The following is a 20,698-nucleotide window of genomic DNA, read 5'->3' as shown; positions in this document are numbered from 1 at the left end:
ACGTGGTTCCAATGCTCCGCTATGCCCTTAAACGCCTGATTTCGCTGCTGATCAGCCTGGCTGTAGCCTCGGTCGTCATCTTCGCGGTGATCGAGGTCGCGCCGGGCGATCCGGCGTCGTTCATGCTGGGCGTCAACGCTCAAGAGGATACCCTTGCCGCATTGCGGGCCGAGCTGGGCCTGGACGGGTCAAAGATGCAGCGGTATCTCAACTGGGTCGGCGGGATGCTGGTGGGGGATTTCGGCACCTCCTACACGTACCGTACGCCGGTGTCCCAGATGATCGCAGACCGGCTTTGGGTGTCGCTGCCGCTGGCACTTTATGCGCTGACCCTGTCTACGGTGATTGCGTTTCCCGCCGGGATCTACGCTGCTGCCCGCCGGGGCAAACCGGGCGACCTGGCGGTAATGGGTTCCACGCAGTTGGGCATTGCCGTCCCCAATTTCTGGTTTGCGATGATGCTTGTGCTGATCTTCGCCATCAACCTGCGTTGGTTCAATGCGGGTGGGTTTGTCGGTTGGAGCAACGGGATGTGGGCCGGATTGCATTCGCTGACCCTGCCCGCAATAGCACTGGCCCTGCCGCAGGCGGCGATTCTTGCGCGTGTGATGCGGTCGGCCTTGCTGGATATTTTGGGCGAGGATTTCATGCGTACCGCCCGGGCCAAGGGCTTGTCCCGCCGTCAGGCACTTTGGCGGCACGGGGTGCGAAATGCGCTGATTCCGGTGTTGACCATCATCGGCTTGCAGTTTTCCTTCCTGCTGGCCGGGTCGATCATCATCGAACAGGTGTTTTACCTGCCCGGCCTCGGGCGATTGGTGTTTCAGGCGATCTCGGCCCGCGACCTGATCGTTGTTGAATCGGTGGTCATGTTGCTGGTCTTTGCCGTGATCACAGTGAACTTTCTGGTCGATCTGGCTTATGCCGCCGTTGACCCAAGGCTGAGGAGCAGGACATGAGCCGTAACCTGTTTCTGGGTGCCTTTTTGTCTTCACTGTTGGTTTTGGCCGCGCTGATTTCGTTTGTCTGGACCCCCTATGACTACGCGGCACTGAGCATTCCAGAGAAGCTTCAGCCCCCAAATGCGCAGCACTGGTTCGGTACGGATCACTTCGGGCGCGACATGTTCTCGATGATCATGGTCGGCGCGCGTACGTCAATCGCGGTGGCCTTGGTAGCCGTGGGGATTGGTATGGCGCTGGGTGTACCCCTTGGTCTGACAGCGGCGGCGCGTAAAGGGTCGTGGCTGGATGAGGTGATCATGCGCGGCAACGATCTGGTCTTTGCCTTCCCCTCGCTGGTTATAGCGATCCTGATCACCGCCGTGTTTGGTGCCGGAGCGATCAACGCCATCATTGCCATCGGTATCTTCAACATTCCCGTTTTTGCCCGCATCACCCGAGGCGCCGCTTTGTCGCTTTGGGAGCGCGAGTTCATCCTTGCCGCCCGCGTGTCTGGCAAGGGCGCGGCGCGGATATCGGCCGAACACATCCTTCCCAATGTCGCTAACCTGCTGATCGTGCAGGGCACAATCCAGTTCAGCTTGGGAATTTTAGCCGAGGCCGGTCTGTCATACGTCGGTCTGGGGGCACAGCCGCCTACGCCCAGTTGGGGCAGAATGCTGGCGGATGCGCAGACAATGGTTAGTTTTGCCCCGCATTTGGCTCTGATTCCGGGCGTGGCGATCATCGTCACGGTGCTGGGCCTGAACCTGCTGGGCGACGGATTGCGTGATTGGCTGGATCCCCGGATCAGGGTGGCGCGGGCATGACTTTGTTGCGCATCAAGAACCTTTCACTGTCGATCCATGGGGCTCCGATCCTGAAACACGTCAACCTGTCCATTGATCACGGTCAGATCGTGGCGGTAACGGGTGAGAGCGGCTCGGGTAAATCCATGGCGGCCTTGGCGGTGATGCAGCTGCTTCCGAACGGTGCAGAGGTGGACGGTTCGATCCAACTGGACGGTGCAGGTCTGCTGACCCGGTCAGAGGCCCAGATGTGCGCCCTGCGCGGTGCATCCATCGGGATGGTGTTTCAGGAGCCGATGACAGCGCTCAACCCCGTGAAGACCGTCGGCGATCAGGTTATGGAAACGATCCTGATCCACAAGGCGATGCCTCCGGCCCAGGCCCGTACACGTGCGCAAGAGGTGCTGGCCCGCGTTGGTCTTCCTGCGGATCGGTTCCCTCTGTCCCGCTATCCGCATGAATTGTCCGGCGGGCAGCGCCAGCGTGTGGTGATTGCAATGGCCATCGCCCTGCGACCCAAGCTGTTAATTGCAGATGAGCCGACAACGGCGCTGGATGTTACCACGCAGGCTCAGATTCTTGATCTGCTCAAGGGGTTGGTGCGCGAATATGACATGGGTCTGCTGATGATCACCCATGATCTGGCTGTGGTCGCAGATATGGCCGACCAAATCACTGTTATGCGACACGGGGAAGTGGTCGAAAGCGGTGCGACCAACGATCTGTTGCACAACATGCAGCATCCCTACACCCGCATGCTGTTTGAGGCATCCGACCATCATGTCACACTGCCGGAACCACCAGAGCCTCTCCCGCTTCTGGAGGTGAACCAGGTTGTGCGGGAATACCGCCTGCCTCGGACGGGTATGTTTGACAGGCCGCGTCACCACCGGGCAGTGGATGGCGTAAGCTTCACCCTCAACCGAGGAGAACGTTTAGGATTGGTGGGCGAATCTGGTTGCGGAAAATCGACCCTAACACGAGCTATTTTGGGGCTGGAAAAGGTGCAATCCGGTCAGATTCGCCTGGACGGGCAGCCAGTGTTCGCCGGCCACAAACCCAACCTTGCCGTGCGTCGAAAAATGCAGGTGGTTTTTCAGGACCCCTTTGGCAGTTTCAACCCCCGCCACCGCGTCGCGCGCCTGATCACTGAACCCTTCCATCTGCTGGATACCCCACCAACCGGATCGGACCGTCAAGATCGGATTGCAGAGATGTTGAAAGCGGTCGGCCTCAGCCCGGATGACGCTGGCAAGTACATTCATGAGTTCTCGGGCGGGCAGCGCCAGCGAATTGCAATCGCGCGGGCGCTGATCATCCGGCCTGAATTGATCCTGTTTGACGAAGCTGTATCGGCGCTGGACGTGTCGGTCCGAGCACAAATCCTCGATCTGTTGGCTGAGCTTTGCGAAGCTTACGACCTGACCTATCTGTTCATCAGCCATGATCTGAGCGTCGTGCGCACGGTCACCGATCGCGTGTTGGTTATGCAGTCCGGTCGGATCGTTGAACAGGGCGCGACCGATCAGGTCTTTACGACACCAAATCACCCCTACACACAAACCCTGATCGCAGCCGCACCCCGATTGCCAGAGTTTGGGAAAATACCGGCCTGAAACCATTGATTAGAGCCTGAAATGGAGGCGAAATTGACCCAGAAAATATGGTTCGACCCCACTCTTTGCCTGATTGAGGGTCGTTGGAAACCAGCAACCTCGGGTGACACCATGCCGCTCATCAACCCCTCGGACGGGACCGAAATCTGTCGGATCGCGCGTGGTTCGGAGACAGATGTCGACGTCGCAGTTGCAGCGGCCCAAAGCGCATTGCAGGGCGATTGGGGGCGTAAAACAGCGCTTGAGCGGGGTCGCATTCTGACGAGGCTGGGTCAGCTGGTACTGGAGCGGGTCGACGATCTAGCGCAGCTTGAGGCGATGGATGTGGGCAAACCGCTGACGCAGGCCCGGGCTGATGCTGTCGCGCTGGCACGGTATTGCGAGTTCTATGGCGGTGCGGCGGATAAGGTGATGGGAGAGACCATCCCCTATCTTGATGGCTACACCGTCTATACCCTGCGCGAACCGCATGGGGTAACGGGTCATATTGTACCCTGGAACTATCCGATGCAGATCATTGGCCGTTCAGTCGGCGCTGCGCTGGCCATGGGCAACGCCTGCGTTCTGAAACCTGCGGAAGAGGCCTGTTTGACGGCACTGGCCTTTGCTCATCTGGCGCAACTGGCCGGACTGCCTGCCGGTGCGTTAAATGTCGTGCCGGGTCTGGGGGGCGAGGCAGGTGCTGCGCTGTCCGGACACCCGGGGGTCAACCATATCTCGTTCACCGGATCGGTTGCCACGGGGACCTTGGTGCAGCAGGCTGCAGGGCGCAACGTGGTGCCTGTGACGCTGGAACTGGGCGGGAAATCCCCGCAACTGGTCTTTGACGACGCCGATCTGGAAGCGGCGCTGCCGTTTCTGGTGAATGCTGGCATTCAGAATGCAGGGCAAACCTGTTCCGCCTCATCCCGCATACTGGTGCAGCGTGGGGTGTATGATCAGGTCAAATCCCGCATGTCCGAAGCTTATGAACGGCTTACTGTCGGGCCCGCAATGCAGGATCTGCGCGTTGGGCCGTTGATCTCGGACCGGCAAAAGCAGATCGTAAACGGTTTTCTGGACAAAGGCGCTAATCTGGCCATTGTTGCGCAGGGTCAGATCGTGAGTGAAGCGCCCGAGACAGGTGCCTATGTCCGGCCTACCTTGTTTGCAGATGTACCGCCCGATCACGTACTGGCGCAGGACGAGATTTTTGGTCCGGTTCAGGTTCTGATCCCGTTTGACACCGAAGAGCAGGCCCTAACCATAGCAAACAGCACAGAATATGGCCTGGTCGCCAGCATCTGGACGCGCGACGGGGCCCGGCAGATGCGGGTGGCGAAGGCGCTGCATTCGGGTCAGGTTTTTATCAACAACTATGGTGCAGGTGGTGGGGTTGAACTGCCCTTTGGTGGTGTTGGAAAATCCGGCCACGGTCGTGAGAAAGGGTTTGAGGCGCTGTACGGCTTTTCACAGCTAAAAACGGTCGCCGCCTTTCACGGTTAAACCACGACCTTGATCGATTCTTGCGCGCCTACTCTGAACACCCGCTTATAGCGCTCGATCTGATCTTTCGGTCCCATCGCTTTTTCCGGATTGTCCGACAGTTTAACTGTTGGGCGTCCGTTGGCGGATATCGCTTTACAGACCAATGAGAACGGTGCCAGCGCGTCATTGGGAACCAGACCGCGAAAATCGTTGGTCAGCAAAGTTCCCCAACCGAAGGAAATACTGGCGCGGCCTGCGAATTGGGTGTGCAGCTCCTGAATTTTCTCGACGTCCAAACCATCCGAAAAAATAATTCGTTTTTGTGTCGGATCTTCTCCGCGTGACTTCCACCACTGGATGGCGACTTCGGCCCCTGCCGCGGGATCGCCGCTGTCAATGCGAATGCCGGTCCATCCGGCCAGCCAATCGGGTGCATTGTCCAAAAAGCCGTTGGTGCCGTAAGTATCGGGCAGAATGATGCGCAAGTTGCCGTCATGTTCATCATGCCAATCGCTGAGCACGTCATAAGGAGCTTGCGCCAGCTCTGCGTCGGTGTCGGCCAACGCGGAATAAACCATGGGCAACTCATGTGCGTTGGTGCCAATGGCTTCGACCTCGCGCCGCATGGCGATCAGGCAGTTTGACGTGCCGGTAAACGACGCGCCCAAGCCTTCGATCATCGCTTGCACGCACCAATCCTGCCACAAAAAGGAATGCCGCCGTCGCGTTCCAAAATCGGCGATGGTCAAGCCTTCGACCGACCTCAGCTTTTCGATCTTTTCCCAGACGCGCGTCATCGCGCGGGCATAGAGCACCTGCAATGCGAACCGCCGCATGTCGTTCAGAACAGCGCGCGAGCGCAGCTCCATCAGCACCGCCAGTGCGGGGATTTCCCACAGCATGACCTCGTGCCACTTGCCTTCAAAGGTCAGTTCATACTGATCGCCCTTGCGTTCCAGATGGTACGGCGGCAAGCGCATGTTCTCGAACCATTCCATGAAATCCGAGCGGAACATCTGACGTTTGCCGTAGAACATGTTGCCGCGCAGCCAGGTGCTTTCCCCGCGGCTCAGGCTGAGTGATCGGATGTGATCCAACTGTTCCCGCAACTCGCCTTCGTCGATCAATTGGGCCAATGGCACGTGATTCGACCGGTTAATCAGGGAAAACACTACGTTTGTTTGGGGCTTGTTTCGAAACACTGACTGACACATCAGCAGTTTGTAGAAATCTGTGTCGATCAAAGACCGGACAATCGGGTCAATCTTCCATTTGTGATTGTATACACGGGTCGCGATGTCGACCATGGGGAACTCCTGCGATTTCCGTATTTAGATCAATCGACAACGGGAATGGCAAGAGTCGCTGATTTGGTGACAATGCCAGTATGACGTCACAATACCGGCATATTGTGCATTGTTTTCGCGAGTTAGTGATAAGAGGGGATGGAAATACGGAACTGAGTTTGTGAATGAGTCTCGAGTACGATTTTGATATTGTTAACGTAGCATTGGACGATTCTGACCCCGAAAAGCCGGGGGCTCAGATGGATGGGGACAGTCAGGTGCATGCGGTTTTTCGCGACATTAGAACTGCGGACGCTTTGCGAGGTACGTCACCGAAAATCCGCAAGATGTTTCTGGATGCCGGGTTCAGCCTCGAGTCGCGCAACAGCGGCATTGTGCCGGGCGTTTTTCCGGCAGAGGACCAAACCGACAGGGTGCGGATTCTCCGGTCACTGTTTGCCAATGTAAAAAACCGTGGGGTTCAGGGGGAGTATTGCGGCGAGTTCGACCTGATGGATTTCCTGAGCTACGTGCGCACCGCGCAGCCGATGGCCGGGATTGCGCGCGCGCGTCAGACACGCACGCCGCCGCCGCAACCGGCGCAGCCCAGCCCGGACCGGCGGACCGTAGCGGGCCGTATCGGTTTAGCTTTGGGATTGGCGGTTGTTTTGTTTGTGCTTCTTAAGTTGTTGGCCGCAGCCGGGACAGGTCCTTAGGCCAAAGTAACTCCGGCACCGCGCATGGCGTGTTCCGCTGCGACCAGCGATCCGTCCATATCAATTGCGCGGCAGGCATCAATGCGAACGGTGACATCGAACCCCAATCCGGCGGCATCCACAGCTGAATAGTGAACGCAGAAATCGGTCGCCAAACCGGCCATGGTCAAACGGGTGATGCCCCGGTTTTCCAGATACCCCTTCAGGCCCGTGGGCGTTTTGTGGTCGTTCTCAAAAAATGCGCTGTAGCTGTCTATGGCGCTGCGGAATCCTTTGCGCAGGATCAAGTCGGCATCGGTGCGCAGATCGGGGTGAAATGCGACACCTTGTGTACCCTGAACGCAGTGATTGGGCCACAGAACCTGAGGGCCATATGGCATATCGATCAGGTCAAACGGGTTTTTGCCCTTATGCGCGCTGGCGAAAGAAGAATGCCCTGCCGGATGCCAGTCCTGAGTCAGGATCACGGCGTCGAATTCATCCATCATCGCATTGATCGGGGCGACGATTTCATCCCCTCCGGCTACTGCCAACGCGCCACCGGGGCAGAAATCGTTCTGGACATCGATGACGATCAGGGCGTGGGTCATGGCAGCCTCCTTTAAATACTGTATCGGTAGGGGTCGGGATACAAGGCGTCAATGCACTCTCTTGCGACTTTGGGACTACGAAGGTAAATCGCGCCTATGTATACCATCGCCGCTTTGTACCATTTTACCCGTTTCCCGGATCCAGCCATGTTGCGAGATCCGCTGCTGGACCTGTGTCGCGCGCAATCTGTAACCGGCACATTGCTGCTGGCGCAAGAAGGGATCAACGGCACCATAGCAGGCCCGCGCATCGGGATCGACGCGGTTCTTGCGCATATCCGTGCTTTGCCGGGCTGCGCGGATCTTGAGTGGAAAGAGGCAACCTCGGATCATCCGCCATTTGGCAAGATGAAGGTGCGGCTGAAGAAAGAGATCGTGACCATGGGGCAGCCGGATGTCGATCCGCGCGCCAGCGTTGGCAACTATGTTGAGCCGCAAGACTGGAACGACCTTATCCGCTCGGACGATGTTGTGGTGATCGACACGCGGAACGATTATGAAGTGGCGATTGGCACGTTTGAAGGCGCAATAGACCCTGAAACGGCCAGTTTTCGCGATTTTCCGGTGTGGTGGGAAGACAACAAGGACCGCTTTCACAACAAGCGCGTCGCCATGTTCTGCACCGGGGGTATCCGCTGCGAAAAATCGACCAACTTCCTGCTCGGGCAGGGGGTCGAGGATGTCTATCACCTGAAAGGCGGGATCCTTCGGTATCTGGAAGAGACGCCAGCTGAGGACAGCACCTGGCAAGGCGAGTGTTTCGTGTTCGATAATCGCGTGTCTGTCGGTCATGGTCTTTTGGAAGGGCCGCACATGCTCTGCCATGGTTGCCGCCGCCCGATCTTGCCCGAGGATATGAAACGTCCGGAATACGAACACGGCGTGTCCTGTCACCAATGTATCGATGAGACATCAGAGGCCGACAAAATGCGCTTTCGCGAACGGCAAAAGCAGATCCGGCTGGCGCGTGAACGAGGCGAAACGCATTTTCGGCAGGATTGAATTCGGGTTGCAGGCCCCAGCATTAGGTCAGATGATCACCTGAAGATCAGCTTTTTGGGACGCCCATGTACCGCAAACCTACAACACTGGACGAATGGAAATCGACCCTTCTGGCGGCGTTGGGTCTGGTTCTGGCGAGCTTTCTTGCCTGGTATGGCCTCTCACGCCTGAACGAGACGACCGCAGGTGACACGATCGGCACAATCGCTTCGGTTGGTTTACTGATCTGGCTGGTGTCACAGTCCTGGTTTTACATGACCCAAGTGAAATCGCCGCGCAGGCTTTTGTTCCTGATGGGGGTGTCATTCATACAGGTCGTCCCCTTCCTGTTCGCTGCCGTCTATGGCGCCTTTGGATATAACGATCATTGTGTCGTCGGCGCTCAGGGTCCGGGTGATATTCTGTATTTTTCCTATGTAACCTTTACGACGGTTGGGTATGGCGACATGTCCCCAACTGGCCTGTGCCGTGGGCTTGCTGTGTCCGAGGCCGTTACTGGGTACATTCTGCTGGGCATGTTTGTTGCGGCTGCGGTGTCGCTTTATGCACGCAATCACGGCCATGCAGACCCTAAATAGGGTCTATTTGTTGTGATCAATCCAGTTCGACATCATTTGCTTGTCACGGAAACACTCGGATGGGATCGGGCGGCGTTTGCTGCGTGAAATTCGCTCGGCAAAGGCAACTTGTTTGCCTGTCGGGTAATTGTCGAATTGCGACGTACTGTGCGGTTTGTGCGTTGAAATCCAATCGGACAGCAGCTTTCGGTCGCGCTGCGCCTCAACCGGTATTTCCAATGCCGACTTCTCGGCAATCGCGCGGGCATAGCGCATCTGCCGGTCAGTCACCGGAAGCAAATGGTAGTCATTGCTGGGCCTGTTCAGGGCAGATTGGTGCGTGTTCTGGGCCATCGGTTTATCCTCTGACTATGTAGAACATAAATAGAACATTAACCAAATATTTCAAGGTTTGTGGGTTAGAACCGGCATGATTCTGCCGTCCGAATGATTTTATTGACTGGTCAATCAATAATCTTTAGGGCCGTTTTCAACGGACTGATTTTCCCGTTCAGACGGGTGCGAAAAAAAGAGGATTCGGTATGAAGTTTCAGCCCCAAGCCAGCCATTTCATTGACGGCGCTTATGTCGAAGATACGGATGGTGCTGCCCTTGACGTGATCTACCCGGCCACTGGCAAGGTGATCGCACGGTTGCATTCGGCGACGCCTTCAATTGTTAAACAGGCTCTAAACAGCGCGAAAAAGGCGCAGGCGGCCTGGGCTGCTTTGTCTGGTACCGAGCGCGGCCGCATCTTGCGCCGTGCCGCCGACATCATGCGCGAACGCAACTATGACCTGTCGGTTCTGGAAACTCATGACACCGGAAAACCCATCCAGGAAACCACCGTGGCAGATGCCACCTCGGGCGCGGATGCGCTGGAGTATTTTGGTGGATTGGCAGGCAGCCTGACCGGCGAACACATTCCGCTGGGCGGGGGCGATTTTGTCTACACGATCCGCGAGGCTCTGGGCGTCTGCGTCGGGATCGGAGCCTGGAACTACCCCACCCAGATCGCGTGCTGGAAGGGCGCTCCGGCGTTGGCGTGCGGTAACTCAATGGTGTTCAAACCTTCGGAATCAACTCCTTTATCCGCATTGAAAGTTGCCGAAATTCTGATCGAGGCCGGCGCGCCCAAAGGTGTTTACAACGTGATCCAGGGGTATGGAGATGTAGGCGCTTCGCTGGTCACTGATCCGCGCGTTGCCAAAGTCTCGCTGACTGGTTCCGTTCCAACGGGTCGCAAGGTCTATGCCGCGGCAGCCGAGGGCATGAAACACGTCACCATGGAATTGGGCGGTAAATCCCCGATGATCGTGTTTGACGACGCCGATATCGAAAACGCGGTTTCGGGCGCGATTTTGGGCAACTTCTATTCATCGGGCCAGGTCTGTTCCAACGGCACCCGCGTGTTTGTGCAAAAGGCTATCAAAGAAGCTTTCCTCAAACGCCTGTCCGAACGTCTGGCCAACGCCAAAATCGGCGACCCCATGGACGAGGACGTCAGCTTTGGTCCGATGGTCAGTGAAAATCAGATGAATGTCGCGCTGGGCTATATCGAAAAAGGTAAGGCCGAGGGCGCGCGTCTTGTCCATGGCGGTGCGCGGATCGATGGCGAAGGGTTCTACATGCAACCCACAGTCTTTGCTGACGTGACCGACAACATGACTATCGCGCGTGAAGAAATCTTTGGCCCGGTCATGTCAGTCTTGGACTTTGACACCGAAGAAGAGGTCATGGCCCGCGCCAACGATACCAAATTTGGTCTGGCTGCCGGTGTCTTCACCAGCGATCTGACGCGCGCACACCGCGTGGTTGCCGGGTTCGAGGCGGGTACTTGCTATATCAACACCTACAACCTTGCCCCGGTCGAAGCCCCGTTTGGCGGATCGAAAATGTCAGGTGTGGGGCGCGAAAACTCGAAACTGGCGATTAACCATTTCAGCGAGATGAAAACCGTCTATGTCTCGATGAACGATGTCGAGGCACCTTACTGATAACGGGCGCTTTGTCTGTTGCCCCCTAATTTCTCTGTTCCCGGCTTAAAGCGTCGGGTGCAGAGCATATTTCAAGCGGGCGCGTGCACACCTGTTTGGGACTGCTGAAATTTGAAATGTGCGTCTGTGACTTCGACGCATTGGATTGCGATTGCAGCGCTAACCCCTTTGTGCGATTTTGCTGAGCTGTACAGTCCTATTGGCCGCGGTGCGCTAGAAGCGCGTGTCACTCTGTATTGATTGCATTGAACATCTCGGCGATTTTCTGTCGTGTCGTTTCACTGTTTTCAAGCAAATCTTCGGCGTCCTGTAATGGCTTTTCGAATTGCCGCACTGGAGGGGTGAACAGGGCTTGGGCTGTTCGATTAAGGTCGCATATTTCCCATCCGGCGGGTCAACCGTATCGGCCGACGATCCCGCCAGCCAGAACAAGCGGTTGGCCGCTTCGCCTTGCCCCAAACTCCGCATGATCTCGGCTGCGGTCGAAAAGTCCCGTGCCATGTCCAAGGCCTGCGCTTGCAAAGCTAAAGCTTCTTCTGAGTCGTCCTCGGCCAGTTCAAGCAGAGCCTGGTGGGGACGTCCCGACATCAGGGCTGCCCTTGCTCGTAAACGGGCCCTTTCAGCCCGATGCGTCTGGTCTTCAGCTCTGTTTGCCAGAGCAAATGACTGATCCGCAAAACCGAGCATGGTGAGCCGATCCGCCAATGCGATTGCGGTGCCTGTGGTCAGGGCTGGTGTTTTGCTCATCTGCATTAGATGAAATGTCTGGCGCAAAAAGGTCACGTCATCTGAACGCTCTGACAACAGATGCAGATGCCGGTTGAACGCGCGGTTCCTATCTCGCCCGTTTGCCAGCTCCAGAATGATGTCGAATGCGGGATCGAAGTCCTGACTTAAGCTCAGCGCAATCGCATACGTGCGGGCCATCATGGGGTCCAGATCCGAGCGCCGATACTCGACCGCATAGGACGCGGCCAGTTCAAGTTCCTGCGCAGAAACGGATTGGCGTTCGGTCCAGCGCTTTTCGACCAAACGGGCCAATGCCACCGGCGCTTCGGGCGTGGCTTCGGTTGACGTAACCACCTCGGTCAGCAGTTCCTCTTCCCGCGTGTGGTCGCCTTCGGCTGCGGCAACTATGGCCTTGGCGCGTGTCGTACTGGGAGAGTTGCTTTTTTCGATGCGGTCGACCGAACGTATCACTCTGCGGGCGGCCTCCAATTCATGCCCTTCGACGAGAATTTGGGAAAGCCGCGTACCGAAGCGGCGGCGAAGATGATCCGGCAATCCTGCGTAAGCCTGCTCGATCGCTTCAACATCGGCATCGGAGGCCAACTTTTTTTCAGAGAGAACGGCCCACAGCGCCGCATCGCTGTCGCATCGTTGCAAGCCGCTGAACGGATTGGATGTTTGCACCGGTTTCTCATCCACAAGCCGAGCAATCGCCTCAATGCGCTCAGCTTCACTAGTGCTCATTTGGGACAAGCCTAAAATAGCTAGAGCTTCTGTTCCAAAGCCATGGAACGCATAAAGTTTTGCCAGTTCCAGGGCTTTTTCTTCGTCGAGAGTGTCAAACTCTTGGTAAAGTGCGGTGCGCAGAGAAGACACCTGCGTGACAAAAGGTTCCGCAGTGGACCAATCTGAGAAGCCCAATTCGGTTGTCGAGATACAGACTGCATCACTTTCGACTTGCAGCACCTCGGAATTCAACACGTCCTTCAGATCGTCAAGCACCGTGGTCAGGCGCATATTCGAACTTAGATCGGTCAACAGCGGATCCGTGTTGGACGGGGTAGAGTTGCGCGGTCCAACCGGCGCCAGCCGTAAATCAAGCAGCTTGCGGTCGGCACCTTGCAGAAAACGGCTGGAAAGCTGGTCTTTTAATTCATGTTTGAGAAGCGGCAGGTCAAGCCCGGCCATTTGTGCGTCTGTATTCGAAACAGATACCGCTTTGATCGGCTGCCGCGTCATCGGCGGTGGAAGGTCAGCCAGCAGCGGGGGCAGGAATTCGCCTGGCGCGACGTCCAGCACGATCATCGAACCTCTGTATAGGAAGGCCGAAGCCACGCATTCGCACCCAAATTCCAGTTCCAAGGCGCCACCGGGTTGTGCCTGCGACAGCGATTCAAGCCGATTTGTCGTTAATCTACTGAAAACCGACCCTGTCCGAAATGTCACGCCGTCCAAATCCACCGTCAATCGTGCACCGTCTTTGCGTTGGGCCAGCGCCCATTCTGTATTCGGTGGAACGTTGAAGACCAGACGTGTGTAGCCGTCATGCTCACCTGACCGAACCGTCACGTCTTGCGCAGCCGCTGCAGTGACCGCCATGATCAAAGCTGCGGTCAGAAGTCCAAGCTGTTTCATGCCGCAGCCTGCTTGAGGTCTTTTAACGCCTCTTCAAGCTCGGAGAACCCTGGGCGGTTATGCGTCGGCGTATTCTGGCGTCCAACCTCAATACACATGGCGGCATTGTGGTTGTGCAGGTTTGCGACCAGAACCTCCTTGATCAGTTGATAGAAGTGATTGTCTTCCTCGACCACGGTTTTCAACTTTCCAGCAAAGGGACCCACCAGACCATACGCCAGAAAAACCCCCAAGAACGTGCCCACCAGAGCGCCACCGATCAGTTTGCCCAGTACCTCGGGTGGTTGATCAATTGAACCCATGGTCTTGATCACCCCCAGAACCGCCGCCACAATCCCGAGCGCGGGCAAGCCGTCTGCTACTGTCTGTAAGGCGTGGCTTGAGTGCATCGCGTGATGAAAGTTCGCCTCCATCCGCTTTTCCAGAACCTCCTCAACCTGGTGCGGATCATCATAATTCATTGCGGCAGCACGCATCGTGTCACAAATCAGATCGACCGCTTCCTTGTCGGCTTGAATCTTGGGATATGTGGAAAACAAGCTGGAGTTTTCAGGGTCTTCGATATGTTGCTCGACCTCGACCGGATTGGCGCGTGCAATACGGATCAGCGAAAACAAAAGGCAAAGAAGGTCGCGATAGTCTTCGGGTTTCCACTTCGGACCTTTGAAGACCTTCCCCATATCTTTGACCGTGTGTTTTACACCGCCCATGTCATTGCTGATCAGAAAGGCACCAACGGCGGCACCGCCAATCATCATCATTTCAAACGGAAGCGACTTCAGAATGATGGTCATCTTGCCACCAGCAGCCAGATAGCCGCCGAAAACCATCACGAAAATGACGACAATTCCAATAATTCCAATAATTCCAATCATTTGACATCTCCGACTAAGTGGTGCGCAAGAATGGGAAGCACGGGCTATTCCAGTGGGGCCGAGGCATTGCGACCTGCCATAACAACACTAATCGTATAGGCGACTTCGGGGCTGAGACCCGCCAGGATCCCGGCCGCAGAGTCGGGCGGCATCCGTGCCAGAAATCCAGCGGCAAATGTTGGGTCCATGGTCTCAAACAATGCTGCTGCGTCCTTGGGTTTCATGGTTTGATAAACATCTGTCAGGCGCGTTAGATCATTCTCAGCCGCGTTGACTGCAACAGCCAGGGTGGCGCGCAACGACTCTTCTGCCTCTTCAAGCGCGACCAGCCGCGTTTCGATGGCTTGGCTTGCGATCTCCACCGCCTTTTCCTGTTCGTGTAGCGCGTCTTCGCGCTGTTTTACTTTTTCCTCCCGGCGTAAAAGCGTGCTGATAAGAACCTGTATGTCGTATGCAGCGGGATTGCTTGTCGAGGTCTCTGGTTTTGCCGGTTTTGCCAGGGCCGGTCCGGCCTCCAAACCAATTCGAATGGCGGCTGAACCGATCATCAGCAAGGATATCACCGCAAGCACGCCGCCGCGCGGGCAGACGTTTTTTCGGGCGGCTCGTAGGCGGTTCATGCCTGTGCCTCACCTTGTTTGCGGTCGTGTCGGAAAAACATCAGGCCCTCTGGTGCCTTGATTTCTTCTTCCTCCACTTCGGACAAACTGGAATCAGCTGCTTCTGCAGTGTCGTCCTGCCCGATTGTCTTTGGCCCTTCTGGCTGCGTGTCGGGAAGAGCAGGCTCTATCGCTTCAGGCGTTGGGTTTTCCTCGGGAATAACGTCATGCATCGAGGCCATCGTTAGTTCCAGCCGCTGCGCCACAGCTTCTGCTCGCTGTGTCAACGCCTTGAGTTGATCTCCGGACTGATCTGAGACACGACGCGCGTCTTCCAGCGACTTCCGCAATTCTTCAGCCTGTGTTGACAGCACGGCCACGGCACCGCCGACGCCTTTTTCAAGATCGGTAAACCGCTTGAGACGGCGCGCAAGAACAAAGCAATACAGACCCGCGCCCAACGCACCGGCGACCAGCAGAATATCCGCAATCAGCTCCAATTTTGCCTCCTAGTTCAGTACAAATTCCATCACCAGCACATCGCGAACGCGACCCTCGCCAACGACGATTCCAATGCGCCTCAGCAAGTGACCCCTGATGCGCATCAACGCCAGCGAGTCCTCAAGATCCTGCAGTTCGACGGCCCGCAGGTATCCGTTCAGGACATCCATGATTCGTGGTTGCATTCTTTCCACATCAGCCATGTACGGGGCGTTAACTTCGAGCTGCGCGTGAAATTTCAAATGCCGCGAGTTGCCTGAGTTCACCGATACGATCACGGGTGGCAAATCGATGAATGCAACATTAGCCAGCGTTTTGACCGGTTTTTCTTTTTCCATATCCTGGCTTGCCTCTTCAGCGGCTTTGCCACCTAGTGGAATCAGCCCCGAAGAGGTCAGAAAATACCCGCCCGCGGCGCCAGAAACGGCCAGAATCAGTCCTATAAGAATTCCATTTTTTCCTTTTTTATCAGGGGTTTCCGCCTGTTCAGCCGTTGCGTCGGTCATGACGTCCTCATTCATCCGTTCTGTCGTTTCATAACCGGTCAGGGACTAACCGATTGTTAAGGGCAATCGTCCAAACAGGGGGTGCGCCGGGCAGAATGTCGGCGAGTCGGAGGTGAGCGTGCAGCAGATCGGAACTGTCTGGGCAAGTTTGGACAGGCATAAACAATTCATCGTTGCCGGCGCGGTTGTGCTGGTGTTTTTGGGAATTCTCGGAATGTCCCGCCTTGTGACAGCGCCGTCGATGACGCTTCTGTATGCAGGATTAGAAAGTGGTGCCGCAGGAGACATCGTGCGCGCATTGGATCAGCGCGGCGTCACCTATGAGCTTCGGGGTGGCTCCATCTATGTTCCAGGCGCGCAGCGCGACGAATTGAGGATGACCTTGGCCAGTGAAGGCCTGCCTGCAAACGGCAACAAGGGCTATGAGCTACTTGATTCACTAAGCGGGTTTGGCACCACATCACAGATGTTCGATGCCGCTTACTGGCGCGCGAAAGAGGGTGAACTGGCGCGTACAATAGTCGGCAGCCCATATGTCAGTCAGGCACGTGTGCATATCGCAAACGGTTCGGCGAACCCGTTTCAGCGCAGTGTCGCGCCCACGGCTTCGGTATATTTGGTGCCGTCGGGGGCTGACATCACCAGCGATCAGGCCAAGGCTATCCGATTCCTCGTTGCTTCTGCCGTGAGCGGGCTTACGCCCGAAAACGTGACTGTGATCAATTCGAGCGGAGCCGTGATTGGTGGGCAGGACACGTCTGTGGCCGCGGATACAGCGGATGATAAATCGCGCCAACTGCGCGAACGTGTTCTGCGTTTGGTCGAAGCGCGCGTGGGAAATGGCAATGCGGTGGTCGAGGTCAGCGTGGATACGGAGACCAAGACAGAATCGATACGCGAGCGGCGCTTTGATCCCAAGGGTCGTGTGGCGATCAGCACGGATGTCGAGGAACGCTCGGACAGCGCTCGCAATCAGTCTTCGGATGTGACGGTGGCATCGAACCTGCCCGATGGGGATGAGGCCGGAGGCGACGAGTCCAATTCCACCGCCACGCAGACACGTGAGCGGGTGAATTACGAGGTCTCTGAGACAGAGCTTGAGGTACACACAGCACCCGGTGCGATCAAACGTCTGACGGTTGCTGTTTTGGTGAACGGGACGCGGACAGTGGATGCCTCGGGTGCTGAAACATTTGCGCCTTTGCCGCAGGCAGAGCTGGATGCGCTCGAAGAACTGGTGGCTTCGGCCGTGGGATTCGACGCGGCGCGGGGGGATGTGATCACTCTGAAATCTCTGGATTTGCCCACAGTAGGCCCACAAGGCACCGTGGTGTCATCCTCGCTGTGGCAAAACATTCATCTGGACGCGATGTCTCTGATCCAGATGGCGGTACTGGCTGCGGTTTCGCTGGTGCTGGCACTGTTCGTGATCCGACCGATCCTGATGAAACCCGCAATGGCACCGGCACTGTTGCCCCCCACTGACGGCGTAGGTGGCGAATCCTCGGTGCTGACCGGTGAAATCGCGACTGATGACGCGGCAGGTTTCGCGCCTTTGCCTCATGACGGAGGCGTTCCAGCGCTGGGTGTAAAAACCGCCGAAGACCCGGTCGAGCGGTTGCGGACAATGATCGGGGACAAGCAGGAAGAAACCGTCGAGATCCTGCGCAGCTGGCTTGAAGAAGGCGAGGAGCAGGTTTGATGTCAATTGCCCATCTACTTGAGGACTTCACCGCTCAGACCAACACCGGAACGGTTCTGTTTCTGGATGAGGAAATGCTGGAGGAACAGAAGCTTTCAGCCTTTGAAGACGGGTATGGAGCCGGGTGGGAAGATGCCTCTCAAGCGCAGGAACAAAGCCGTCGGAAAATATCAATAGAGCTCGCCCAATCGCTGGAGGACATGTCCTTCACCTATCACGAAGCGATGACCCGGATGACGCTGTCGCTGGAGCCCATGTTCGAAAGCCTGGTTCAGACGGTTCTGCCCGAGATAGTAGACCGTGGCATCGCCGCCCGTCTTGTTGAACAGCTGTGCCAGATGGCGCGGACGCAGATGGAACAACCGATGCAGATTATGGTGCCAACGGGGCGTGTTGAAGATGTCGAGGCGCTTTTGCCGACAGACATGCATTCAGTCCCACGCGTGATCGAAGATCCCGCCCTTGGGCCCAGGCAGGCGCGGTTGCAGGTCGGTACCAGCAGGCGTGAAGTGGATTGCGGTGCCTTGCTGACCACCGTTGCACAGATTTTTGACGCTTACGTCTTTGAGGCAAGAGAGGCTTTGTCCAATGAATGACACTCAGACCCCGAAAATTGAAAAGCCCAACCCGTTTGAATCGGTCCCGATCGAGGTGACCGTTTCCGTAGGCCGCGCCCGCCCGTTGATCCGGGACTTGCTGAACATGGGCGAGAATGCGGTGCTGACCCTGGACAAACGGATCGAAGACCCGGTTGACCTTTACGTTGGGGATCAGTTGGTGGCGCGTGGGTTGCTGGAAGAGATGGACGGCAATCAGGCCGGACAACTGGCTGTTCGACTCACCGAAATAGCCGATCTTCAAAACGGGATCGGTTGATGCGCTGCGCGATCTGGCTGGCTCTGGTGATGACGCTGTTTCCTTCGCTTGCCATTGCGCAGGAAGTGACTTTGTCGCTGGGCGAAGGTGGGTCGATCTCGGCCCGGACCATACAGTTGGTCTTGCTGATCACGGTGCTGAGCATCGCGCCGGGTCTGGCGATCATGATTACCTGCTTCCCGTTTCTGATCACGGTACTTTCGATCCTGCGGCAGGGGATCGGTCTGCAGCAATCGCCCCCCAACATGCTGCTGGTCAGTTTGGCGCTGTTCCTGACTTATTTCATCATGGATCCGGTGTTCACCGAGGCGTGGGACACCGGCATCCGTCCGATGATGGAAGAAACGCTAGCGGTTGAGCCCGCACTGGAACGGGCACTGGAACCCTTTCGGGGTTTCATGGCGGCGCGGCTGGACGCTGATACGTTCTATGCAATGGCGGCATTGCGACCTGGTGGCGAAGCGATGGAATTGTCGGCGCAGGCGCCTTTGTCGGTTTTGATGCCATCATTCATGCTGTCCGAAATAGCGCGGGCCTTTCAGATCGGATTTCTGATTTTCCTGCCGTTTCTGATCATCGATCTTGTTGTGGCGGCGGTGTTGATGTCGATGGGTATGATGATGGTGCCACCCGCCATCGTATCCCTGCCGTTCAAACTGGCATTTTTTGTGATTGCGGACGGGTGGGCGTTGATCGCTGGCGCGTTAGTGCGCAGTTATTTGCCATAATTTAGACGTTTGCCACCAAAAAGGGACCAGACGTTTCTGACCCCTCACATTAGCTTTTCAGGGTTTCAGTTTGGGGCGTTCCAAACTCAACAAATGTATCAGCCCGTCTTTTTCAGATCTTTGATCAACTGATCCAGATTCCCCTTCCGGGCATCCAGCATTGCGCCGATTTCGGTGCGCTCGGTCAGAAGAAGGTTCACGCCTTCGATGAACATGTTGTAGAACTTGTCGCGACCCGATTTGTCCGACACCAGGAATGTCACATCGAACGGGGACGATCCACGCAGCTTGACCAGGGTCCGTACCTCATATCCTGCCTTGATCTTGCGCGCGTTACGCACGTTGACTTCGCCGCCGATGAATTCGCGGAACCGGCGACCGTATTTGCGCGAGATATAGCCCTGAAACGCATTGGTGAACTGTTTCAACTGGGCGGGGCTGGCGGTGCGGGCATCTGCCCCCAGCGCATAGCGTGCCATGATCGGCACATCGCCATATCGCACGAAGATTTTCTCGAAATCACGCAGCATCGCCTTCTCGGATTTGCCGGAATCGATCACCCGATTGATGTCTGTAACAACGCTGTTGACCAGCGCTTTGGCAGCGGCTTCGGTCTGCGCCAAGGCGGGCAGGGGCAGCAGGGCCAACGCGAGGCCTGAGGCGATGAAATGGCGGCGGTTCAACTCGTTATTCGGCATAGGGGTCCTCGTAGGGGTCTAAAAAGGGGTCCCTGACCGGGTCTGTCCCGGTTTCGGCATAGGGGTCAGAATACAGATCCAGATAGGCGTCTTCGTCATCTCTTGCCAGTTCAAAGCGGCGATTTTGCAGAAAGATCAGGCGTGCCTGCGCATAACTGTCTGCACTTTCATAAAGAATCGAGTCGACCGTATCCGAGAACCGGCCGCGATCTCCCATGCGGCGCACGATCTCGGCATAGACGCCAATGTTATCGGCGGGGCGCACCGGAGTGAAATTGATCGGGTTCGAGAACAGGTTGATCACAACCCCGATCGCATCCCGTTGGGTCGACGGGCCGTAGAAGGGCAGTTCAACATATGCGCCTTCGCCCACGCCCCAGACATGCAGTGTCTCGCCGAAATCGGTATCCACTGGCGGCAGGTTCAACTCGTCCGCGGGTGCAGACAGACCAAAGCCGCCCACGGTCATGTTGATCACGAATCTCAGCAAGGCGTTACCCATTTGCTTCGGATTGCCTTGCAGCAGGTAATCAACGGCCTGACCCGGCAGCGAAATGTTTTCGGCAAAGGTGCTGAAGCTTGTCACCATCGGGTCGGGAACAATTTTCACATAGCCTTTCGAGGCGGGGCGGAACAAAAACCGGTCCACGCCAAGATTGAATTTGTGGATCGCCCGGTTGTTGTTTTCATAAGGATCAAAAACGTCATCGCGCGTGGCCCCTTCGGGCGGCGTGGATGCGCAGGCGGACAGAACGGCCATACATGATAGGACGACAAGATGTTTCAGGCGCAATCTGCGAGGCACGTTTTGCTTCTCCCAAGTGGCCCGGCACATGGTCCGCCGGACATTTAATCAATATCAACGTGC

General features: G+C 56.7%; 22 protein-coding genes. 12 read left to right on the top strand and 10 right to left on the bottom strand.

The annotated features are described in order from the left end of the window. Positions 1-11 precede the first annotated feature (11 nt). Genes AC2FJZ_RS12675 through AC2FJZ_RS12660 form a run of 4 tightly spaced genes read left to right on the top strand, consistent with a single transcriptional unit; the run spans position 12 to position 4,851 of the window. On the top strand, positions 12-959 hold the full coding sequence (locus AC2FJZ_RS12675; protein ID WP_496670438.1) for an ABC transporter permease: 948 nt from the start codon (positions 12-14) through the stop codon (positions 957-959). Further along, complete coding sequence (locus AC2FJZ_RS12670) at positions 956-1,771, top strand: ABC transporter permease (RefSeq protein WP_496777936.1); 816 nt, start codon at positions 956-958, stop codon at positions 1,769-1,771. The genes AC2FJZ_RS12675 and AC2FJZ_RS12670 overlap by 4 nt, the downstream gene beginning before the upstream one ends. Beyond that, positions 1,768-3,366: an ABC transporter ATP-binding protein gene (locus AC2FJZ_RS12665; protein WP_496778000.1), complete on the top strand. Its 1,599-nt coding sequence runs from the start codon at positions 1,768-1,770 to the stop codon at positions 3,364-3,366. The genes AC2FJZ_RS12670 and AC2FJZ_RS12665 overlap by 4 nt, the downstream gene beginning before the upstream one ends. Positions 3,367-3,399: 33 nt before the next feature. After that, positions 3,400-4,851 (top strand): aldehyde dehydrogenase family protein, encoded by a 1,452-nt coding sequence (locus AC2FJZ_RS12660; RefSeq protein WP_496777934.1) that lies wholly within the window; start codon positions 3,400-3,402, stop codon positions 4,849-4,851. On the opposite strand, the gene pncB is transcribed toward AC2FJZ_RS12660, so the two are convergent. Then, positions 4,848-6,140: a nicotinate phosphoribosyltransferase gene (gene pncB, locus AC2FJZ_RS12655; protein ID WP_496777932.1), complete on the bottom strand. Its 1,293-nt coding sequence runs from the start codon at positions 6,138-6,140 to the stop codon at positions 4,848-4,850. The two genes, AC2FJZ_RS12660 and pncB, sit on opposite strands and share 4 nt — an antisense overlap. Positions 6,141-6,304: 164 nt before the next feature. On the opposite strand from pncB, the gene AC2FJZ_RS12650 reads away from it, so the two are divergent. Then, positions 6,305-6,835 (top strand): hypothetical protein, encoded by a 531-nt coding sequence (locus AC2FJZ_RS12650; RefSeq protein ID WP_496777930.1) that lies wholly within the window; start codon positions 6,305-6,307, stop codon positions 6,833-6,835. On the opposite strand, the gene pncA is transcribed toward AC2FJZ_RS12650, so the two are convergent. Further along, positions 6,832-7,425, bottom strand: coding sequence for a bifunctional nicotinamidase/pyrazinamidase (gene pncA / locus AC2FJZ_RS12645; RefSeq protein ID WP_496777928.1), 594 nt, complete (start codon positions 7,423-7,425; stop codon positions 6,832-6,834). The two genes, AC2FJZ_RS12650 and pncA, sit on opposite strands and share 4 nt — an antisense overlap. 96 nt (positions 7,426-7,521) lie before the next feature. Between pncA and trhO the strand changes: the two genes are divergently transcribed. Both trhO and AC2FJZ_RS12635 read left to right on the top strand, forming a co-directional pair. Beyond that, positions 7,522-8,427: an oxygen-dependent tRNA uridine(34) hydroxylase TrhO gene (trhO, locus tag AC2FJZ_RS12640; RefSeq protein ID WP_496777927.1), complete on the top strand. Its 906-nt coding sequence runs from the start codon at positions 7,522-7,524 to the stop codon at positions 8,425-8,427. A gap of 65 nt (positions 8,428-8,492) precedes the next feature. Further along, positions 8,493-9,005 (top strand): potassium channel family protein, encoded by a 513-nt coding sequence (locus AC2FJZ_RS12635; protein ID WP_496777926.1) that lies wholly within the window; start codon positions 8,493-8,495, stop codon positions 9,003-9,005. A gap of 3 nt (positions 9,006-9,008) precedes the next feature. Here the strand turns inward: AC2FJZ_RS12635 and AC2FJZ_RS12630 are convergent, their stop codons facing one another. Then, the gene (locus AC2FJZ_RS12630) at positions 9,009-9,338 is read right to left on the bottom strand and encodes a hypothetical protein (protein WP_496777924.1); all 330 of its coding nucleotides are present in this window, start codon (positions 9,336-9,338) and stop codon (positions 9,009-9,011) included. A 188-nt stretch (positions 9,339-9,526) separates the two neighbouring features. On the opposite strand from AC2FJZ_RS12630, the gene betB reads away from it, so the two are divergent. Next, complete coding sequence (gene betB, locus AC2FJZ_RS12625) at positions 9,527-10,981, top strand: betaine-aldehyde dehydrogenase (protein WP_496777922.1); 1,455 nt, start codon at positions 9,527-9,529, stop codon at positions 10,979-10,981. Positions 10,982-11,194: 213 nt separating this feature from the next. Here the strand turns inward: betB and AC2FJZ_RS12620 are convergent, their stop codons facing one another. From AC2FJZ_RS12620 to AC2FJZ_RS12600, 5 genes are read right to left on the bottom strand one after another with little or no spacing between them, the layout of a single operon-like run. Further along, a complete protein-coding gene (locus tag AC2FJZ_RS12620; RefSeq protein ID WP_496777920.1) occupies positions 11,195-13,345 on the bottom strand; it encodes a hypothetical protein in 2,151 nt (716 codons plus the stop codon). After that, positions 13,342-14,211, bottom strand: a complete 870-nt coding sequence (gene motA, locus AC2FJZ_RS12615) for a flagellar motor stator protein MotA (RefSeq protein WP_496670470.1) — start codon at positions 14,209-14,211, stop codon at positions 13,342-13,344. The genes AC2FJZ_RS12620 and motA overlap by 4 nt, the downstream gene beginning before the upstream one ends. A gap of 53 nt (positions 14,212-14,264) precedes the next feature. Then, a complete protein-coding gene (locus AC2FJZ_RS12610) occupies positions 14,265-14,840 on the bottom strand; it encodes a MotE family protein (RefSeq protein ID WP_496777918.1) in 576 nt (191 codons plus the stop codon). After that, complete coding sequence (locus AC2FJZ_RS12605; protein ID WP_496777917.1) at positions 14,837-15,319, bottom strand: hypothetical protein; 483 nt, start codon at positions 15,317-15,319, stop codon at positions 14,837-14,839. The genes AC2FJZ_RS12610 and AC2FJZ_RS12605 overlap by 4 nt, the downstream gene beginning before the upstream one ends. 9 nt (positions 15,320-15,328) lie before the next feature. Further along, complete coding sequence (locus AC2FJZ_RS12600; RefSeq protein WP_496777915.1) at positions 15,329-15,826, bottom strand: flagellar basal body-associated FliL family protein; 498 nt, start codon at positions 15,824-15,826, stop codon at positions 15,329-15,331. A 118-nt stretch (positions 15,827-15,944) separates the two neighbouring features. On the opposite strand from AC2FJZ_RS12600, the gene fliF reads away from it, so the two are divergent. From fliF to fliP, 4 genes are read left to right on the top strand one after another with little or no spacing between them, the layout of a single operon-like run. After that, entirely contained in the window at positions 15,945-17,528 is a 1,584-nt protein-coding gene (fliF, locus tag AC2FJZ_RS12595; RefSeq protein ID WP_496777913.1) for a flagellar basal-body MS-ring/collar protein FliF, read from the top strand. Further along, a complete protein-coding gene (locus AC2FJZ_RS12590) occupies positions 17,528-18,124 on the top strand; it encodes a FliH/SctL family protein (protein ID WP_496777911.1) in 597 nt (198 codons plus the stop codon). Before fliF ends, AC2FJZ_RS12590 begins: the two co-directional genes overlap by 1 nt. Beyond that, positions 18,117-18,404, top strand: a complete 288-nt coding sequence (locus AC2FJZ_RS12585) for a FliM/FliN family flagellar motor switch protein (protein WP_496777909.1) — start codon at positions 18,117-18,119, stop codon at positions 18,402-18,404. The genes AC2FJZ_RS12590 and AC2FJZ_RS12585 overlap by 8 nt, the downstream gene beginning before the upstream one ends. Then, positions 18,404-19,132 carry a flagellar type III secretion system pore protein FliP gene (gene fliP / locus AC2FJZ_RS12580; RefSeq protein ID WP_496777908.1) on the top strand — a complete coding sequence of 243 codons (729 nt, stop codon included), beginning with the start codon at positions 18,404-18,406 and terminating at the stop codon, positions 19,130-19,132. Before AC2FJZ_RS12585 ends, fliP begins: the two co-directional genes overlap by 1 nt. 98 nt (positions 19,133-19,230) lie before the next feature. Here fliP and AC2FJZ_RS12575 read toward each other — a convergent pair whose 3' ends face one another. Then, complete coding sequence (locus AC2FJZ_RS12575; RefSeq protein ID WP_050605120.1) at positions 19,231-19,830, bottom strand: MlaC/ttg2D family ABC transporter substrate-binding protein; 600 nt, start codon at positions 19,828-19,830, stop codon at positions 19,231-19,233. Continuing rightward, positions 19,820-20,635: an MlaA family lipoprotein gene (locus AC2FJZ_RS12570; RefSeq protein ID WP_496777906.1), complete on the bottom strand. Its 816-nt coding sequence runs from the start codon at positions 20,633-20,635 to the stop codon at positions 19,820-19,822. The genes AC2FJZ_RS12575 and AC2FJZ_RS12570 overlap by 11 nt, the downstream gene beginning before the upstream one ends. Between the last annotated feature and the right edge of the window lie 63 nt (positions 20,636-20,698).

The organism is Ruegeria sp. CDSA079 (assembly GCF_059612245.1).
The sequence above is the reverse complement of the archived record's forward strand: the minus strand, read 5'-3'. Positions and strand labels throughout refer to the sequence as shown.

Bases quoted from the DNA above. Each gene is read 5' to 3' on its own strand.
- AC2FJZ_RS12635 (WP_496777926.1), top strand. From the start codon at position 8,493: ATGTACCGCAAACCTACAACACTGGACGAATGGAAATCGACCCTTCTG.
- AC2FJZ_RS12670 (WP_496777936.1), top strand. From the start codon at position 956: ATGAGCCGTAACCTGTTTCTGGGTGCCTTTTTGTCTTCACTGTTGGTT.
- AC2FJZ_RS12675 (WP_496670438.1), top strand. From the start codon at position 12: ATGCTCCGCTATGCCCTTAAACGCCTGATTTCGCTGCTGATCAGCCTG.
- pncA (WP_496777928.1), bottom strand. From the start codon at position 7,425: ATGACCCACGCCCTGATCGTCATCGATGTCCAGAACGATTTCTGCCCC.
- AC2FJZ_RS12590 (WP_496777911.1), top strand. From the start codon at position 17,528: ATGTCAATTGCCCATCTACTTGAGGACTTCACCGCTCAGACCAACACC.
- betB (WP_496777922.1), top strand. From the start codon at position 9,527: ATGAAGTTTCAGCCCCAAGCCAGCCATTTCATTGACGGCGCTTATGTC.
- trhO (WP_496777927.1), top strand. From the start codon at position 7,522: ATGTATACCATCGCCGCTTTGTACCATTTTACCCGTTTCCCGGATCCA.
- AC2FJZ_RS12610 (WP_496777918.1), bottom strand. From the start codon at position 14,840: ATGAACCGCCTACGAGCCGCCCGAAAAAACGTCTGCCCGCGCGGCGGC.
- AC2FJZ_RS12630 (WP_496777924.1), bottom strand. From the start codon at position 9,338: ATGGCCCAGAACACGCACCAATCTGCCCTGAACAGGCCCAGCAATGAC.
- fliP (WP_496777908.1), top strand. From the start codon at position 18,404: ATGCGCTGCGCGATCTGGCTGGCTCTGGTGATGACGCTGTTTCCTTCG.
- AC2FJZ_RS12650 (WP_496777930.1), top strand. From the start codon at position 6,305: ATGAGTCTCGAGTACGATTTTGATATTGTTAACGTAGCATTGGACGAT.
- pncB (WP_496777932.1), bottom strand. From the start codon at position 6,140: ATGGTCGACATCGCGACCCGTGTATACAATCACAAATGGAAGATTGAC.
- AC2FJZ_RS12665 (WP_496778000.1), top strand. From the start codon at position 1,768: ATGACTTTGTTGCGCATCAAGAACCTTTCACTGTCGATCCATGGGGCT.
- AC2FJZ_RS12600 (WP_496777915.1), bottom strand. From the start codon at position 15,826: ATGACCGACGCAACGGCTGAACAGGCGGAAACCCCTGATAAAAAAGGA.
- AC2FJZ_RS12585 (WP_496777909.1), top strand. From the start codon at position 18,117: ATGAATGACACTCAGACCCCGAAAATTGAAAAGCCCAACCCGTTTGAA.
- AC2FJZ_RS12620 (WP_496777920.1), bottom strand. From the start codon at position 13,345: ATGAAACAGCTTGGACTTCTGACCGCAGCTTTGATCATGGCGGTCACT.
- AC2FJZ_RS12575 (WP_050605120.1), bottom strand. From the start codon at position 19,830: ATGCCGAATAACGAGTTGAACCGCCGCCATTTCATCGCCTCAGGCCTC.